The sequence below is a fragment of the Metapseudomonas boanensis genome (genome assembly GCF_042232855.1).
In the GTDB taxonomy this organism is placed as follows: Bacteria; Pseudomonadota; Gammaproteobacteria; order Pseudomonadales; family Pseudomonadaceae; genus Metapseudomonas; species Metapseudomonas boanensis.
On record NZ_CP113889.1, the window covers coordinates 4,912,031 to 4,927,995 of the forward strand.

General features: G+C 63.7%; 17 protein-coding genes and 1 pseudogene. 12 read left to right on the forward strand and 6 right to left on the reverse strand.

The features are described from left to right. Position 1: 1 nt before the first annotated feature. From OXH74_RS22930 to OXH74_RS22940, 3 genes are read right to left on the reverse strand one after another with little or no spacing between them, the layout of a single operon-like run. Positions 2-1,078 carry a lipocalin-like domain-containing protein gene (locus OXH74_RS22930; protein WP_375739008.1) on the reverse strand — a complete coding sequence of 359 codons (1,077 nt, stop codon included), beginning with the start codon at positions 1,076-1,078 and terminating at the stop codon, positions 2-4. After that, positions 1,068-3,542: an FtsX-like permease family protein gene (locus tag OXH74_RS22935; protein WP_375739009.1), complete on the reverse strand. Its 2,475-nt coding sequence runs from the start codon at positions 3,540-3,542 to the stop codon at positions 1,068-1,070. Before OXH74_RS22935 ends, OXH74_RS22930 begins: the two co-directional genes overlap by 11 nt. Before the next feature lies 1 nt (position 3,543). After that, a complete protein-coding gene (locus tag OXH74_RS22940) occupies positions 3,544-4,212 on the reverse strand; it encodes an ABC transporter ATP-binding protein (RefSeq protein ID WP_375739010.1) in 669 nt (222 codons plus the stop codon). Positions 4,213-4,377: 165 nt separating this feature from the next. On the opposite strand from OXH74_RS22940, the gene OXH74_RS22945 reads away from it, so the two are divergent. Continuing rightward, the gene (locus OXH74_RS22945; RefSeq protein ID WP_375739011.1) at positions 4,378-5,082 is read left to right on the forward strand and encodes a DUF2459 domain-containing protein; all 705 of its coding nucleotides are present in this window, start codon (positions 4,378-4,380) and stop codon (positions 5,080-5,082) included. Between the two features lie 62 nt (positions 5,083-5,144). Here the strand turns inward: OXH74_RS22945 and OXH74_RS22950 are convergent, their stop codons facing one another. Continuing rightward, entirely contained in the window at positions 5,145-5,621 is a 477-nt protein-coding gene (locus tag OXH74_RS22950; protein WP_375739012.1) for a YbhB/YbcL family Raf kinase inhibitor-like protein, read from the reverse strand. 139 nt (positions 5,622-5,760) lie between these two features. Continuing rightward, positions 5,761-6,681 (reverse strand): LysR substrate-binding domain-containing protein, encoded by a 921-nt coding sequence (locus OXH74_RS22955; RefSeq protein WP_375739013.1) that lies wholly within the window; start codon positions 6,679-6,681, stop codon positions 5,761-5,763. 136 nt (positions 6,682-6,817) lie between these two features. Between OXH74_RS22955 and OXH74_RS22960 the strand changes: the two genes are divergently transcribed. The 9 genes and pseudogenes from OXH74_RS22960 (at position 6,818) to OXH74_RS23000 (ending at position 12,604) form a co-directional block, all read left to right on the forward strand. Then, positions 6,818-7,549, forward strand: a complete 732-nt coding sequence (locus tag OXH74_RS22960; RefSeq protein ID WP_375739014.1) for an SDR family NAD(P)-dependent oxidoreductase — start codon at positions 6,818-6,820, stop codon at positions 7,547-7,549. A 53-nt stretch (positions 7,550-7,602) separates the two neighbouring features. After that, entirely contained in the window at positions 7,603-7,809 is a 207-nt protein-coding gene (locus OXH74_RS22965) for a 4-oxalocrotonate tautomerase family protein (RefSeq protein ID WP_215375130.1), read from the forward strand. Between the two features lie 10 nt (positions 7,810-7,819). Beyond that, positions 7,820-8,065, forward strand: a pseudogene (locus OXH74_RS22970) (alpha/beta fold hydrolase); the annotation flags it as partial. A gap of 263 nt (positions 8,066-8,328) precedes the next feature. Further along, positions 8,329-9,033 carry a YebC/PmpR family DNA-binding transcriptional regulator gene (locus OXH74_RS22975; protein WP_215375124.1) on the forward strand — a complete coding sequence of 235 codons (705 nt, stop codon included), beginning with the start codon at positions 8,329-8,331 and terminating at the stop codon, positions 9,031-9,033. After that, positions 9,011-9,262, forward strand: a complete 252-nt coding sequence (locus OXH74_RS22980; RefSeq protein ID WP_375739015.1) for a hypothetical protein — start codon at positions 9,011-9,013, stop codon at positions 9,260-9,262. Before OXH74_RS22975 ends, OXH74_RS22980 begins: the two co-directional genes overlap by 23 nt. 333 nt (positions 9,263-9,595) lie before the next feature. After that, entirely contained in the window at positions 9,596-10,015 is a 420-nt protein-coding gene (locus OXH74_RS22985) for a rubrerythrin family protein (RefSeq protein WP_215375118.1), read from the forward strand. 84 nt (positions 10,016-10,099) lie between these two features. Then, positions 10,100-11,443 carry a (Fe-S)-binding protein gene (locus tag OXH74_RS22990; protein ID WP_375739016.1) on the forward strand — a complete coding sequence of 448 codons (1,344 nt, stop codon included), beginning with the start codon at positions 10,100-10,102 and terminating at the stop codon, positions 11,441-11,443. Positions 11,444-11,460: 17 nt separating this feature from the next. Continuing rightward, entirely contained in the window at positions 11,461-12,042 is a 582-nt protein-coding gene (locus OXH74_RS22995; protein WP_375739017.1) for a DUF3501 family protein, read from the forward strand. Positions 12,043-12,112: 70 nt separating this feature from the next. Continuing rightward, positions 12,113-12,604 carry a thiol-disulfide oxidoreductase DCC family protein gene (locus OXH74_RS23000; RefSeq protein WP_375741668.1) on the forward strand — a complete coding sequence of 164 codons (492 nt, stop codon included), beginning with the start codon at positions 12,113-12,115 and terminating at the stop codon, positions 12,602-12,604. A gap of 42 nt (positions 12,605-12,646) precedes the next feature. Here the strand turns inward: OXH74_RS23000 and OXH74_RS23005 are convergent, their stop codons facing one another. Next, on the reverse strand, positions 12,647-14,203 hold the full coding sequence (locus tag OXH74_RS23005) for an alkaline phosphatase D family protein (protein WP_375739018.1): 1,557 nt from the start codon (positions 14,201-14,203) through the stop codon (positions 12,647-12,649). Between the two features lie 231 nt (positions 14,204-14,434). Here OXH74_RS23005 and OXH74_RS23010 point away from each other — a divergent pair, with 231 nt between their 5' ends. Continuing rightward, positions 14,435-14,866, forward strand: a complete 432-nt coding sequence (locus OXH74_RS23010; protein ID WP_375739019.1) for a group II truncated hemoglobin — start codon at positions 14,435-14,437, stop codon at positions 14,864-14,866. 95 nt (positions 14,867-14,961) lie between these two features. After that, the gene (locus OXH74_RS23015; RefSeq protein ID WP_375739020.1) at positions 14,962-15,939 is read left to right on the forward strand and encodes a GGDEF domain-containing protein; all 978 of its coding nucleotides are present in this window, start codon (positions 14,962-14,964) and stop codon (positions 15,937-15,939) included. Positions 15,940-15,965 lie beyond the last annotated feature (26 nt).

Below are 15,965 nucleotides of genomic sequence, written 5' to 3' on the forward strand. Positions count from 1 at the left end.
CTCAATACCCGGTCATCTCCAGGTAGCCCACCCCTTGATGGCTACCGCTGAATCGAACCGGTCCCTCCCAATAGGGGAATTGCGTATCCATCCATGCATTTTCCTGAACAGACGTGGCGGTGATTTCGAATCCCTCGCTCGGGATGCGCAGCGACCATCGGGTCGGTAACTGGCGACCGGCGACCCGGCTTTGCTGGACGGGGGTCAGGACGATGTCCTGGTCATCCAGCACGCGGGACTCGCCTGTGGCGCTGATCCAGGTGCCAGCGCGATAGTGCTTGCCGTCGGCCTGGCGTAGCTGGAACAGCATGAGCTTTTCGCCGCTGTCCAGATGCAGCGAGAACCAGTCCCAGCCCTGTTGGTCGGGCGCCAGGGGCTGGCTGCTCCATTCACGATCCAGCCAGGCCAGGCCCTTGACCTGGTAGATATTGCCCTCCAGCCGAATTGTGCCGCGCGCCTGGAAGAAGGGCTGGCTGTAGTAGTAGGAGGCCTGCCCCTGTCCGGATTTGCGACTGAAGCCCTGCTCGCCGTGCAAAACCAATGGGCTGCTGCTGGCGAGCTGCAGCCGATAGTCGAAGGTACCGCCCTTGGCGTACAACTCCAGGTCGCCCAGCCCTGCGTTTGCCGCAGTTTGGCTGCTTAAGCGCCAATCATCGATCCAGGCCTTGAAGGGCGAAGCCTCGACGCCGGCCTGGCCAATTCCACCTCGGGCGAAGCGCTCCGCCGAGCGATGACCACCGGGACCGGTCAGTCCGGCATGGCCCATCCACAGGTTCTGGTTGCTCCAGCCCGGCTCAGTCGAGCCTGGCTGCAAGGCGTTGCGGAACAGGGTCCATTGCACGCCCCATGTGCGACCTTGCTCATCTTCCAGGTTGGCCGTCACGTACCACCATTCGATGCGGTAATCCGGGTGCGCGCCGTGATCGGCCGGGAAGCTGAAGGCCCTGCCCGGCGTCACCTGGGCAAACTGCGCTGCAGCGCTGCCGAGCCCGGCAAACCCTTGCTCCGAGGGTGGCTCAGCATCGCAAGCAGCCAGCAGCAGCCCCGTGAATAGCGCCACGCGCAAGCTAGGGCTCATGGGTAAAGGTCCTCAGCAACTCGGCCGGGGTGCAGCGGCCGAGTTTCCACAGCGGCCAGGCAGCCGCCAGTAGTGTGACGAGCAGGGCCATGCCCGATAGCTGCAGCAACTGCCAGGGAAAGACATGCAATGGCAGACGCCAGCCGAATGCCCGCACGTTGATCACCGCCACCAGACACCAGGCCAGGAGCAGCCCCAGCGGAACCGCAAGCAACAGCGTGAGCAGGGCCAGCAGCAGGGTCTGGCCGAGACTGAGCATTGCCAGCTGCCGCCGCCCCACTCCCAGCGCCCAGAGCGGCGCGAGTTGGTTGAGGCGTGCCTGACCGAGGGTCAGCAGACTGATGAACAGCGCCACACCGGCAACCCCAAGGGTCAGGCTGTTCAATGCGGCGGTCGCGGCGAAGGTGCGCTCGAAGACCCGGCTCGACCACGCCTTGAGCTCGCTCTGGTCGATGAGCCGGCTGCTGTCCAGGCCGAACGCCATCTGTACGGCCTGCATCAGCGCTGGCACCTCCGCGGCAGGCAGGTGCAGGCTGTAATTGCGCGGGCTGAGCCCTGGCCAGTGACGCAACAGGCCCTGCGCATTGACCAGCAGGTGACCCTTCGGGTTGCCGTAGTCGGCATAGATGCCGGCGACTTCCAGTGCCCATTCTCCCTGCGGGGTGGCCAGGCTCACCCGATCCCCCAGATGCAGGTTGAGGCGGCGCGCAAGTTGCTCGCTGAGCATCAGGGCCTCCTGCCGTGCCAACCGGTCCCAGGCATCGTGGCTGGCGCTCAGCAATGGCCAGCGGTCGCGGTAAATCGGGTGATCGAGTATGCCGCTCAACTGTGCTGGCCAACCCTCCAACCGCAGGTCGAGCCGCCAGCTCGGCAGTACCGCGCGGATCTGCGGCTGACGGATCAGCCAGTCACCAATCGCAGCCGCCTGCTGAGCGTCGCGAGGGGTCAGATAGATCTCGGCGAACAGGCGCTGGTCGAGCCAGCCGCCAAAAGTCTTGCGAAAACCCTCGGTCATGCTGCCGACGCCGATATTCGCCGCCAGCGCCAGCAGCAAGGCCATCAACGCCAACGTCAGGCCGGGCAGTTGCTGCCGGCTGTCGGCAATGAACCATTGCGCCAGCGGCCCGCGACAGCGAGGCAAAAGAGCTTCCAGCAGCAGGTTCAGGCACAACGGTAAACACAAGGCAGCGGCCAGCAGTATGACGGCGAGCAGGACTAAACCGGCGAACAGGCTGTCGCCTGCGCCGAGCGCGATCAGCGCCAGCACGCCTAGCACCCCGGCCAGGAAGGCCTCACGACGCAGCCAGAGAGCCTGGGCACGATGCCACGCCTCGGGCTGAGCCAAGGCCAGCAGCGGCAGCCGCGCGGCCTTGACCAGGCTGCTGATTCCAGCGAGCGAGGCGCCCAGCAGGCTGATGGCCACCCCGCCCAGCCACCAGGACGGGCCGAGGCTGAGCTGGCCGGCGACCTCGGCGCCATACAGTCCCCGCAGACTGGCCACCACATCAGGCAGGAGCAGGCTGGCCAACCCGTAACCGCTGAGCACGCCGGCCAAACCGCCAAGCAGGGCCAGAGCGCCAAGTTCCAGAGCCAGGGCACCGAGCAGCAGGCGCAGGCTCACCCCACAGGCACGCAACGTGCGCAATAAAGCGCGTCGCTGCTCCAGAGCCAGTCCGATAGCGGCATGCACGATGAACAACCCCACGACAAAAGCCAGCAGGCCAAGTGCGGTGAGGTTGAGATGAAAACTCTCGGTGAGCCTGCCCAGGTCGGCTGCCTCGTCACGCCGGGTGAGTACGAGGTGTTCGGCCAGATGTGGCGGCAGGTGCGGGTCGCTGCGGACGAATTCGCCCGTCAGCAGCAGCGCTGAGAGCTTTTCCGGGGCATCGAGCAGCCGCTGGGCCACGCCGATGTCCACCATCAGCACGCCGGGCGCCACTTGTGGGCGCACCTCCAGTGGTGGCAAGACCTGCCCGGACTCGCTCAGCGGCCGTGCACCGGCGACCAGCCCCAGGTCCGCCAAGGTATCGGCGGCGATCCAGGTACGCCCCGGCAGGCCGAGAAAGGCTGCAAGGTCCAGGGTGTCGAGCGCTTGCCCGGCCAGTGCAGCGCCGCTCGGCAAGGTCAGGGGATCGATGCCGATCAGTTGCAGGCGTTGCTCACCCTGCCCTTGCAGCCGCAACCGGCTCTGCAGAATTGGCGATACCGGCCAGCCGGCCTGGCGCAACTCGATAAAGGTTCGCTGGGCAATCAATCCACCGTTGCTAGCACCAAGCAGGTATTGCTCATCTCCGAACAACTGACTCGCCCTGGCATAGCTTTCCCGTGCCTGGCTGTTCAGGGCCTGCACGCCAGTCCACAGGCTGGTAGCCAGCCAAAGGCCGGTCAGCACACCGAAGAATTGCACGGGGTGCCGGCGCCAATGACTGAGCAAGCTGTGCAGCGTCCAGTAGAACACCCGCATGTCAGGCCTCGTTCCGCTCCAGCAAATGGCCGTCATGCAAGGTCACCTGCCGCTCCAGATGCGCCGCCATACGCGGGCTGTGGGTCACCATCAGCAGGCTGGTCGCACTGCCGGCGAGCAGTTCCAGCAGCAGCCCCAGCACCTCGTCACTGGTGGCCTCGTCGAGGCTGCCGGTGGGCTCGTCGGCCAAGAGCAGGGGCGGCCTGGCCGCCAATGCGCGTCCCAGGGCGACTCGTTGCTGCTGCCCGCATGAGAGTTGCTCGGGATAGCGCTCGAGCAGATCGCCGAGGCCCAGCCGCTGGACCAGTTCAGCCTGCCAGCTCGGATCATCACGCCCGGCCAGGCGCGCCTGGAAAGCCAGGTTGTCTTCGATGCGCAGGCTGGGAATCAGGTTGAACTGTTGGAACACCAGGCCGATCCCGGTGCGCCGCCAGGCCGCCAACTGGCGCTCATCGAGCGCGGCCAATTCGCGTCCGCCAATGCAGATGCTGCCAGCATCGAATCGATCGAGTCCGGCGACCAGGTGCAGCAAGGTGCTCTTGCCGCTGCCGGACTCACCCATCAGCGCAAGACTGTGCCCCCTCTCCAGCTCGAGGTCGATGCCCCGCAGCACTGCCAGCGGCCCTTGGGGCGTCGGGTAGCTTTTGCATAGACCCTGGATTTTCAGCATCGGCGAGGAGCCTTCGAGGGGGACGGGGATGTCCTTCCAGCTTAGAACCTGGCTCGGATTTGCTGGGTGTCGAGCCACGGCGACGTTGGCCTGGCCCGGCAGGCAGGCTTCGCTTCCCAGCAGGTGATCGACAGCTGCGCGAACGCCGAAGTGGTTTATGTTTGAGTGACTCGCCCACCGAGCCTGCAAATCGTGCCCGTGCTGATCGCCCTGTCACTGCTTCTCCTGCTCATCGGTTGCACCGCCACGCAACCGGGCAAGGCGTCGTCCTCCGAAAACTGCGCGCTGATGCGGACGTTCCATGTGGTGAATCACGGCTGGCATACCGGGATAGTGGTCGCCAGTGGTGACCTGATTCGCCAATTGCCTGAACTTGGCAAGGACTTCAGCGGCGACGATTTCATTGAGCTGGGTTGGGGCGATGAAGGCTTCTACCGGGTGCCGCAGGCAGGTGTGGCTCAGGCGCTGAGGGCCGTGTCCTGGTCGGGCGGCAGCGTACTGCACGCGGTTCAGGTGCCAGGCGAACCAGGTGGCTACTTCCCTAGCGACAGGGTGGTCGCACTGGCGGTCAGCCAGGATGGCTATCAACGCTTGCTGACCCATCTTGCCGCGAGCTTCGCACGCAGCCCTCAAGGCGCTGTGCAGATGCTAGGTCCGGGTCTTTATGGCAGCAGCCGCTTTTACCAGGCTCGCGGCCGCTACTCGCTCTTCAACAACTGCAATACCTGGGTCGCCGAGACGGTGGCGATCAGCGGAGTTCCCATGTCGTCGACTCCAGTCCTGACGGCCGAGGGCGTCATGTCCCAGGTGCAACAGGCATCCGTGGCGAACGGCGCCTGTCGGCTCGAGAAGCCCCCAGGCACTCGCTGACAAGAGGGGACCGACGTGCACCCCTTCGGAGTTTCTGAAAGCGGGCGACGCCGGACCGCCACCTAATGATGTCGCTGGTAACGGCCGACCAGATCCGTCTGGGCCAGGATGTGCCCCTTCATCGACTGTTCCAGCATCACCTTGGTTGGGTGGCGCAGATCGGCGAGCACCTTATCCAGGGCATACAGCTTGTGGAAGTAGCGGTGATTGCCGACCGGAGGGCAAGGACCGCCGTAACCCGTTCGCTGCCAGTCATTGAGCCCCTGCAAGGTGCCAGCCGGCAGGTCTGCATCCGCCACCGCCGCAGGCAGGCTGCCCGCGGTTGGCGGCAGGTTGTACAGCAGCCAGTGGACCCACGTCATTTTCGGCTTTGCGGGATCGGGTGCGTCCGGGTCGTCGACTATCAGCACCAGGCTCTTGGTGCCGACCGGCGGCTTCGTCCAACTCAGGGGAGGTGAAATATTCCGACCGTCGCAGCTATGCACGGCGGGGATCGCCTCGTTGTGAGCGAACGCTGTGGAGCTGAGCCTGAAGGTCATGGCCGTATCTCCTGAGTTGCCAGGTTGATTGAGCGCAATCGCGACAGGCGGCTTTGCAGGTCGGCCGTGCCCGAACACTCCATAGAATAATAGTGGTCCGGCGGCGGCTGCCCAGGAAAACCGCTGGCGCTGGGACCTTTCAGGCCCCCCAGCCTTTGCGCTTTTCCATCAGGAACTCGATGAACGCGCGCAGGCGCAGCGGCACATGGCGCCCGTGGGGATAGAGCAAGGTATAGGGCCGGGAGCGGCCTGCGTAGGATTGCAGCACCTCCACCAAGGAGCCATCCGCCAGTTCCCGTTCGACGATGAAGCGGTAGGTCTGGAACAGACCGGCACCGTACTTGGCCAACGTCACGCCACCCAGCACGTCGTCCGAGCAAACATAGGCTCCTTCGCCAAGGATTTCGCAAGGCGCTCCGCTGTCCGTGAACAGCCAGGAGATGCGCCGGCCACTGCTGGGTAGCTCGAACTGGATGCATTCGTGCCGTGCCAGGTCGTCGAGGTGCTGCGGCACGCCGGCACTCGCCAGGTATTCGGGCGTTGCCACCACAACCAGCGAGGCATCTTCCAGGTGCCGTGCGATCAGCCCGGAATCCGGTTGGGCACGCACGCGGATAGCCATGTCGTAGCCTTCATCGACGAAGTCGATGTTGCGGTTGCTCAGGTTGATATCCACTTTCACCTGCGGGCAGCGACGCCGGAACTCGGGCAACAGCGGCAGGATGCGGTAGTGCCCGTAGGTGGTGGGAAGGCTGATGCGCAGGGTGCCGGTAGGTTCCTGCTGCTGGCCCATCAACTCACGCTCGGCTTCGAGCATCTGATTCAGCGCACTGCGGCACTGCTGGTGATAGGCACGCCCACCTTCAGTCAGACGGATACTGCGCGTGGTGCGGACAAACAGCCGGGCCCCGAGACGCTCCTCCAGCCGTGACACCGAACGGCTCACCGCTGCAGGCGTCACCCCGGCGGCCAGGGCGGCGCCGGTGAAGCTGCCGATCTCCGCCGCCAGGCAGAACAGCTCAATGCTGCCCAGCAGCACATCGTCGAATTGGCGCCGCATGATTGATTACACCACGTATCAAGTGAAGTGCCTTGCACCGTATTTATCAACACCCGACGCACAAATAAAGTCCTGTCCAACAGCACGAGACTCGCCGCTGCCCAATTCACCCAATCTTCAGCACAGGACTATCGCCATGAACAACAGAACCGTCGTCATCACCGGCGCCTCTAGCGGCATCGGTTTCGGCCTGGCCAAGGCCTATCTCGCTCGGGGCTTCAATGTAGTTGGCAATGCGCGCTCCGCCGAGCGTCTGGCGGAAGCCGCCGAACAGCTGGGCGGCGCCGACCGCTTCCTCGGCGTGGCTGGAGACATCGCCCAACCGGATACCGCGGTGGAGCTGATCAAACGCGCCGTCGAGCGTTTCGGCAAGGTCGATGTGCTGGTCAACAACGCAGGCTTCTTCCTGCCCAAGCCCTTCATCGACTACAGCGTCGACGATCTGGAGAGCCTGCTGGCGACCAACCTCAAGGGCGTGGTGTACGTCTCGCAGGCCGCCGCCCGCCACATGATCGAGCGGCGTCAGGGGCACATCATCAACATCACCGCCAGCATCGCGCTGCAGCCGAACCTTGCCGTGCCGGCCGCGCTGCAGGTGCTGATCAAGGGCGGCCTGAACCAGGCGACCCGCGCCCTGGCGCTGGAGCTGTCGCCGTTCAACATCAAGGTGAACGCGGTAGCGCCAGGGATCATCGATACGCCCATGCACGATCCGGCAGCACGCGACTTCCTCAATGGTCTGCAACCCGCCGGCCGCGTGGGTCGTATCGAAGAAATCGCCGATGCCGTGCTTTATTTGTCCGATGCCGACTTCACCACGGGCGCGGTCCTGCCGGTCGATGGCGGAATGAGCGTCGGTAAGTGGTAACCCTTACGGGAGGCCAGCGCGCCTCCCGTTCCACCCCCTGAAGGAGAACGAACATGCCTTTCGTCAATGTGCGCATCACCCGCGACGGTGTCACCCGCGAGCAGAAGGCCCAGGTGATCCGCGAGATCACCGACACACTGCAACGCGTGCTGGGCAAACGCCCGGACCTGACCCACATCGTGATCGAGGAGGTCGACACGGATAACTGGGGCTACGCCGGCATGACTACCACCGAGTACCGACAGCGAACGTCCGAGTGACCTGCTATTCCTGACGCGCTACCCAGGGTTCCAGACGCTCTTGCGCAACACACAGGTGCCGTCGCTGATGATCTGGAGCAAACACGACCCATTCTTCATCCCGCCGGGAGCCGAGGCGTTCAAGCGCGATAACTTGACCGCTGTCGTCGAACTGCTGGACACCGGTCACTTCGCCCTCGAAACCCATGTGGACTGCATTGCGACGTGGATCCGGGAAGTCATCGGCAAGGCACTGGCCGGACGCCATGGCGGCTGAGCGCCTCGGGAGCGCTCGGCCGCGCTTGGCTCTGGCGGTCCCGGCGAGTATCGAGCCCGGATTGAAAGGGCTTGAAACACGACCCGGTCGGACTTGATCGCTTCCAGGGCATTCTGCGGACGATCCATCCCAGGATTCGAGCCTGGACGACGACCTACGCTTTCCCTGGCTGGCAGCCTCCCCCACACGCCCAGTAGAATCCCCGACCTATTTGCGAGCGGGGCGAAGCCCGCTCCCCATTCCCAACCAGCGAGTGAACCGCCATGGGCGCCCAGTGGAAAGCTAAACCAAAAGAAGCAGCCGCCAATGCCAGAGGAAAGATCTTCGGCAAACTGGTGAAAGAAATCATGATTGCTGCGCGTAACGGCGCCGATCCTGACATGAACCCCAAGCTGCGTCTGGCCGTGCACCAGGCGAAGAAAGCCTCGATGCCAAAGGACACCTTGGAGCGCGCCATCAAGAAAGGCGCGGGGCTGTCCGGCGAGGTAGTCAACTACGAGCGCACCCTATATGAAGGTTTTGCCCCGCACCGCGTGCCGGTGATCGTCGAGTGCCTGACCGACAACCTCAACCGCACCGTTGCCGAAATCCGTGTGCTGTTCCGCAAGGGCCAGCTGGGCACCTCCGGCTCGGTGTCGTGGGACTTCGACCACCTGGGCATGATCGAAGCCGAACCGACCGGTGCGGACGCTGATGTGGAACTCGCGGCCATCGAGGCCGGCGCCCAGGATTTCGAAGCCGGAGAGGAAGGCAGCGCGCTGTTCTACACCGAACCGACCGACCTCGACGCCGTGTGCAAGGCGCTGCCGGAGTTCGGCTTCACCGTGCAGTCGGCCAACCTCGGCTACAAGGCGAAGAACCCGGTCAGCCTCTCCGGCGCCGAGCTGGCGGAAGTCGAAGCCTTCCTCGAAGCGCTGGATGGCCACGATGACGTGCAGAACATCTATGTCGGCCTGCAAGCCAACTGATCCCAGGAGCCGCCGGCAGTTCCACCAAGAGCATGCCGAACAGGCTCGCGCCGAAGCGCTGCGCCTGTTGGAGCAGCGCGAAGCCCTGGGCGCGCGCTGGCTGGCTTGGGTCGCCACCGAGCTGTACCACCTCAAGCCGCCCGAATTCGCCAACATGGTGCGCCGCGAGCTGGAGCGCCTGAGCGCCGCCCATCGCCAGTTCGGGGATGCCTCGCAGCACGTGCATTGATACACGGCAAGATTGCAACATAGCGCCCTGACATAGGTTGGTGCTGAGCTTGCGCAAGCCCAGTGTGTGAACCGTAGGGACCCCAAACAGAAGCGTGGGTGACGCAAGCCCTACATTGCTGGCCTTCGCTCTGCCCAGCACCAACCTGGGCTGTGCCCGGCCAACAATCCGTTGACCGGGCCGAACCATCCGTCGCCGCTTATAGCGGAATTCAATTAAGCCAATCCAAATAATCTATCTAACACCCTCGAATAGCGGATTAGCCTTAATACGGTCACGACCGCAAGGCCGTCTCCTGCACTTCCATCTCAGCCCCACGCACGAGGTGATGTCATGAGCATGCTGAAAGGTTCCAAGACCGAGCAAAACCTGAAGGACGCCTTCGCCGGCGAATCCATGGCCAACCGCCGCTACCTCTACTTCGCTGCCAAGGCGGATGTTGAGGGCTACAACGATGTTTCCGCGGTATTCCGCTCCACGGCCGAAGGCGAAACCGGCCATGCCCATGGCCACCTCGAATACCTGGAGCAATGCGGCGACCCCGCTACCGGCCTGCCCTTTGGCGGGACCGACCTGAATCTCAAGACGGCCATCGCTGGCGAAACCCACGAGTACACCGATATGTACCCGGGCATGGCCAAGGTCGCGCGCGATGAAGGTTTCGAAGAGGTCGCCGACTGGTTCGAGACCTTGGCCAAGGCCGAGCGCTCCCACGCCAATCGCTTCCAGAAGGCGCTGAACGAGTTGGGCTGACGGTCTCTTGCCGGCGACCCCGCCGGGGTCGCTTAGGCAGTGCATGCCCTGAACAGGGCACCGCCGACAATCGGGGAGACGCACATGGCCAACCCAATCGACAGCACCCGCGAAGGCAACCTGGAGGCCCCAACCCGCCATCCGCTGGGCTGGGAAGCCCCGGAATTCTGGGACCACTCGGCTCTGGAGGCCGAGCAGGAGCGCATATTCGACATCTGCCACGGCTGCCGCCGCTGCGTCAGCCTGTGCCATGCCTTCCCTACGCTGTTCGACCTGGTCGACAGCTCCGACACCCTGGAGGTCGATGGTGTCGCCAAGGCTGACTACAAGAAGGTCACCGAGCAGTGCTACCTCTGCGACCTCTGCTACCAGACCAAGTGCCCCTATACGCCACCACATCCATGGAACGTGGATTTCCCGCACCTGATGCTGCGCGGCAAGGCGGTGGAATTCCGCGAGCACGGTGCGTCGCTCTCGGCACGAATTCTCTCCAACACACGGGCCGTTGGCCGGGTGGCATCGGTACCAGTGGTGGTACAGACGGTCAATGCCGTCAACCGCAACCCGACCGCGCGCAAGCTGCTGGAAAAAACCATGGATGTGGATGCCCGAGCGCGGGTGCCGACCTATCACTCACCCAGCGCGCGCAAGCGGCTGAAGACCCTCGACGGGGCCGGCACCCCGCAGCCAGCAGGCCGCACGCGAGGCAAGGTCGCCCTCTTCACCACCTGCTATTGCGACCACTCCGCCCCCGGCGTGGTCGAAGACCTGGCCGCGGTGCTGAAGCACAATGCGATCCCGACCCGCCTGGTGGAACGGGAAAGCTGCTGCGGCATGCCCAAGCTGGAGCTGGGCGATCTGGAAACCGTGCGCAAGTACAAGGAGTACAACATTCCCGTGCTGGCCAGGATGGCGCGCGAAGGTTGGGACTTCATCGCGGCCATGCCCTCCTGCGTGCTGATGTTCAAGCAGGAACTGCCGCTGATGTTCCCCGACGATGAGGACGTGGCCCTGGTGCAGCAGCGTTTCTTCGATCCCTTCGAATATCTGCACGAACGTCACCGCGCAGGCCTGCTGAAAACCGACTTCAAAACAGCGCTCGGCAAGGTCGCCTGGCAGGTCGCGTGCCACCAGCGCGTGCAGAAGATCGGCCCGAAAACCCGGGAGATATTGCAATTGGTGCCGGGCACCGAAGTCGTCACCCTCGAGCGCTGCTCCGGCCACGACGGCACTTACGGCGTCAAGCACAAGAGCTATGCACTCTCACGTAAGCTGGCCCGGCCGGTCGAGAAGTTGGTGGCACAGACCCAGCCTGAACACTTCACCAGCGACTGCCCGATGGCTGGCGGCCACATCGCCCATGGCCTCGGAGACAAACCTGCGGCAGAGCACCCTCTGTGCCTGCTGCGCAAGGCCTATGGCATCTGACCGATGAGCCCGAGCCCATGAGACCGCTTGCCCGAGAAGACCTGCTCACCCTGGAAAGCTATGCCCAGCAGCGGACGGAGTTCCGCGCCCGCGTGATGGCGCACAAGAAGGCGCGCACGGTGCACATTGGCGACCACCTGACGTTGATCTTCGAGGACCGCCTGAGCATCCAGTACCAGGTGCAGGAGATGCTGCGCATAGAGCGGTTGTTCGAGCCCGACGCCATTCAGGATGAACTCGACGCCTATAACCCGCTGATCCCCAGCGGCAGTGATCTCAGGGCCACCCTGCTGCTGGAATATCCCGACGTGGAGCAACGCAAGCGCGAACTGATGCGCTTGCGCGACATCGAGCATGCGTTCCAGCTATCCATCGATGGCTTTCCACCCGTGCTCGCGATCGCCGACGAGGACCTGCCACGCAGCAATGAGGAAAAGACCGCTGCCGTGCACTTCCTGCGCTTCCCGCTGGCAGCCACGCAGATAGCCGCGTGGAGGGCGGGCGCAACGGTAACGCTGGCCTCGACCCTGCCCGCGCTGCCCGTGCAAGTGGTGCTGAGCCGTGAGCAATGGCTGGCGTTGGCGGCGGATTTTGATTGACGGTCACGCCCTGGTGAAGGGCACCACCCTATGTGTTGATCTCCGCTCCTGGACGAAGGAAACCATCGCCATGCACCTGCCCCCGCATCTCAAGGAAGGAGACAAGGTCGTGCTGTTTGACGGTGTCTGCAAACTCTGCAATGGCTGGAGCCAGTTCCTGATCCGCCATGACACCGCTGGCACCCTGAAACTGTGCAGTGTTCAGTCGCCCGAAGGGCAGGCAATCCTGGCCTGGTTCGGTTTGCCGACCGATCACTTCCCCACGATGCTCTTCGTCGCTGGGGCCCGCGCCTTTGACAGGAGCGACGCCGTCCTGTACGTCGTGCGCGAACTGCCCTCCCCTTGGCGCTACGCGCATTGGCTGAAAGTCATTCCCCAAGGGATTCGGGATTGGTGCTACGACCGCATCGCGCTCAACCGCTATCGGTTATTCGGACGATACGACCGATGCATCGTGCCGTCGCCAGAGCATCGGAACAGGTTTATCGGGCATGGGCAGCAGCCCGCGGGCGGTGGCAATAGTGGACGTACGGGTGGGACGGGCAGCGAAGCAGCCCCGTAGGACGGTTGGGCTGCGCCCGGCTGAGCGCAGCGATACCTATCGTCAGCCGATCGGATCGATCACCTGAGTAACCAGGTGCTCGGAACCCTCGATATGCCAGTTGGCCCATAGACGATTCTTGCCGTTCTCATCCGGCTCGATGGCGAGCCAGTTCCGCGCAGGAATCAGATACCGACCGCGCGTCCCGAGCGGCACCATCGATCCCGTTACCCGATAGCTGATCTGCTCCTGGGCCGCGCCGAGCGACTCCAGGAAGTACACCCCGAGAGCCGGCGGGGATGGATGGACGATCCCGGTCGAAATGAGCTGGAAGATCACGCCTGCGCCGTCGGTTCGATGCTGCGCCAGTTGCGACTCGATGATGCAAGCGCCTGCCACGTGTACATCACCCGACAACAGCGTCACCTTGCAGCCGCCGGGGGCGCTTGCATAGTCGAGCAGGCGCATGATCAGGCGCTTGCGCTCGTCCCGGTGCGGGAGGCTGCGCCAGTGGTCGCGCAGGTCGTCCTCGAGTTCCTGCTGCCCGGGGATGAGGTCCAGCGCCTTCTCCGCCGCCTGCAAGTCCAGGTAGCCGACCGGAATGCTGGTCATCACCAGCAGGTGCTTGTGCTGCTTCACACCATCGAGCCAGGCGTAGATGGCCTTCCAGCTGTCGAAGGAAATGATCTGGGTGGGCTTGGCGGTCGGCGCCTTGAGGTCCGGGTGGCGCTCGCTGCGAAGGTCAGGGACCAGGATGGACAGGCCACCCAGGTCCTTGAAACCCAGGTGGAAGCCATCGGCAACACCTGGAATGGCACAGGGGTGGGCTTCCGCCGATGGTTTGAGGTGGGGATGGGTCTGGATGAGCTGCTGCTGGAAGATCCTGAAATACCGCTTCGCCGTCGCAAACAGCCCCTGGAACACCGGGCTGGAGTGTAGCGCCTCCGGGTAGGAGCCCCAGCCGTCAATGATGTCGTGGTCGTCCCACATCATGATCGTTGGGACCCTGCTGAACATCAGCGCAGGCTCGGGCTGCTTCCAGCGGTCCAGATAAAGCCTGGTGAAGAACCGATCGAGATCGGCTTCCATCTGCTTGGTGTACTGGGCCTTGGCACGCTCGGCGAGGGACTTGCGAAACCAGGTCTTCATCGACGGCACGGTCACCCGCATCTCGTCGCTGTAGATCTGGTCACCGCCCATCAACAGGAGGTGGTACGGCTTGGCCTCGTGCACCGAAGCCATGTGCTCCCAGCGCTCGAAATTCCTGTCGACCTTCTCCATGTACTTCGGGTCGGAAAAGCCATTGCAGGAGGCATAGGCCAAGCGTGGCGCTTGCCCTTTGCGCGGCACCGTGAAGCTCGCGACGCCACCATCGATATCGATCCGGAAGGTCGCTTCCTGGGCCGCAGGCGTGGCTTTTAAGTCGACACGCCACACTCGATACAAGGGATTGAGCAGCGGAATGTCAGCGATGGGGATCGGTTTTCCCGCGGTAATCCCGACGGGCTTTTTCACCACCGGCGTGGCGGCGTTCCTGTCGGTCACCACCAGGGCCGAGACGTTGTAATCAGGGGCTGAATGACCGCGAAACTGCAGGATGGGGCCGAGTACAAGGCTCACGAGCTGTCCTCCTTGACGATTGTTATGTGCAGCGCACGCTCGACCTCCCGGTCGCACCACGCTGACTTCAGGCAACGCCTATCAGACTTCCGAATTGGCGGCGGGTTCTGGCACAAGGTCCTGGGCATCCGTGCGGATACCCCATCTCACCCTCGCCAAGTGACGAAGGGTTAGCCGTGCCCTTGGCGCTGCCACGCTAGAATGCGGCTTTTCCGGCTGAGAATCCGTGTTGTGAGCAGCAATCCTCCCTATGGTGTTGGCGATGCCTCTTACCAGGCCGCCGGTGGTATCGACGGCCTGCGCCGCCTGGTCGATGACTTCTACCGTCTGATGGACGAGTTGCCCGAGGCGGCGGCACTGCGCGGCATGCATCCGCAGAGCCTGGAGCAATCCCGCGACAAGCTGGCCTGTTTTCTCAGCGGCTGGCTGGGCGGTCCGAAGCTGTTCAGCGAGAAGTACGGTTCCATCGCCATCCCGTCGTTCCATGCGCAGTGGCCTATCGATGAAGCCCGCAGTGGCATGTGGCTGGACTGCATGGAGCGGGCCATTGCCCTGCAGGATTACTCGCCGGACTTCGCCGAATACCTGCTGGCGCAGTTGCGCGTGCCGGCAGAGCGAATCGTCCAGGCCAGTCGCAATCGCCACGGGTCGGGCCTGGCCTGACTCCCGTCGGCAGCGGCTGCGAACGCCGAAGTCTGTTGGTATAAGGGTCGGGCATCGCCCCAGGTCATGAGCAAATCAGCCAGTACGGGACAACCATGAAAGACGAAGTCGAAACCAATAACGCGGTCTACAAGACTCTGCTGGAGTCGACCAAGGCGATTCCATGGAAGATCGACTGGAAAACCATGACCTTCACCTATATCGGGCCGCAGATTGAAACGCTCCTGGGCTGGAGCCGGTCAAGTTGGGTGAGCGTGAACGACTGGGCAGAACGGATGCACCCCGAGGACCGGGAGAAGGTCGTGGCCTTCTGCGTGGCCCAGTCCCAGGCGGGCACCGACCATGAGGCGGACTACCGCGCACTGACGGCCGCCGGTGACTACGTCTGGATTCGCGACGTGGTGCATGTGATACGCCATCCCGACGGCGAGGTCGAGGCCCTGATCGGCTTCATGTTCGACATCAGCGAGCGCAAGAAGGCCGAAGAGGAGCTGATCCGCCTGCAAAAGCAACTCGAGGAATACTCCTACAAGGATGGCCTGACCGGCGTAGCCAACCGGCGCATGTTCGATTCGGTGCTGGACGTGGAGTGGGCCAACGCCCGACGGACACACCAGCCGCTGTCGCTGATCCTGTTGGATATCGACTATTTCAAGCAATACAACGACCACTACGGCCATATCCAGGGTGATGACTGCCTGAAGAGCGTTGGCCAACTGCTCACGGCTGCTGCTTCCCGGCCGCGGGACCTCATAGGCCGGTTCGGCGGTGAGGAGTTCGTGCTGATCCTGCCGGAGACGGATGGCGCTGCAGCGAGGCAGGTGGCCGAACATTGCCGCAAGCTGATTCACGAGCAGTGCATCCCGCACTCGAACTCCGACGTGGCCTCGCTGCTGACCATCAGCCTGGGCGTCGGGACCATCATTCCCCAGCAACACGACCAGCCTCTTGCGTTTATCGAGGCGGTGGACAAGCTGCTGTACCGGGCCAAGCAGACCGGACGGAACCGCGTCGAGGCCGCACAGTGGGGCATCGAGGATGCTGTGGAGGTGCGGAGCACCAAGCCTGCGTAGCCCGGATCTCAAGCTGGCCTGCAACG

Excerpts from the sequence above, each read along its gene's own strand:
- OXH74_RS22965 (WP_215375130.1), top strand. The coding sequence starts at position 7,603 with ATGCCTTTCGTCAATGTGCGCATCACCCGCGACGGTGTCACCCGCGAG.
- OXH74_RS22950 (WP_375739012.1), bottom strand. The coding sequence starts at position 5,621 with ATGACCTTCAGGCTCAGCTCCACAGCGTTCGCTCACAACGAGGCGATC.
- OXH74_RS22995 (WP_375739017.1), top strand. The coding sequence starts at position 11,461 with ATGAGACCGCTTGCCCGAGAAGACCTGCTCACCCTGGAAAGCTATGCC.
- OXH74_RS22990 (WP_375739016.1), top strand. The coding sequence starts at position 10,100 with ATGGCCAACCCAATCGACAGCACCCGCGAAGGCAACCTGGAGGCCCCA.
- OXH74_RS22940 (WP_375739010.1), bottom strand. The coding sequence starts at position 4,212 with ATGCTGAAAATCCAGGGTCTATGCAAAAGCTACCCGACGCCCCAAGGG.
- OXH74_RS23015 (WP_375739020.1), top strand. The coding sequence starts at position 14,962 with ATGAAAGACGAAGTCGAAACCAATAACGCGGTCTACAAGACTCTGCTG.
- OXH74_RS22985 (WP_215375118.1), top strand. The coding sequence starts at position 9,596 with ATGAGCATGCTGAAAGGTTCCAAGACCGAGCAAAACCTGAAGGACGCC.
- OXH74_RS23000 (WP_375741668.1), top strand. The coding sequence starts at position 12,113 with ATGCACCTGCCCCCGCATCTCAAGGAAGGAGACAAGGTCGTGCTGTTT.
- OXH74_RS22935 (WP_375739009.1), bottom strand. The coding sequence starts at position 3,542 with ATGCGGGTGTTCTACTGGACGCTGCACAGCTTGCTCAGTCATTGGCGC.
- OXH74_RS22975 (WP_215375124.1), top strand. The coding sequence starts at position 8,329 with ATGGGCGCCCAGTGGAAAGCTAAACCAAAAGAAGCAGCCGCCAATGCC.
- OXH74_RS22955 (WP_375739013.1), bottom strand. The coding sequence starts at position 6,681 with ATGCGGCGCCAATTCGACGATGTGCTGCTGGGCAGCATTGAGCTGTTC.
- OXH74_RS22930 (WP_375739008.1), bottom strand. The coding sequence starts at position 1,078 with ATGAGCCCTAGCTTGCGCGTGGCGCTATTCACGGGGCTGCTGCTGGCT.
- OXH74_RS22980 (WP_375739015.1), top strand. The coding sequence starts at position 9,011 with ATGTCGGCCTGCAAGCCAACTGATCCCAGGAGCCGCCGGCAGTTCCAC.
- OXH74_RS22960 (WP_375739014.1), top strand. The coding sequence starts at position 6,818 with ATGAACAACAGAACCGTCGTCATCACCGGCGCCTCTAGCGGCATCGGT.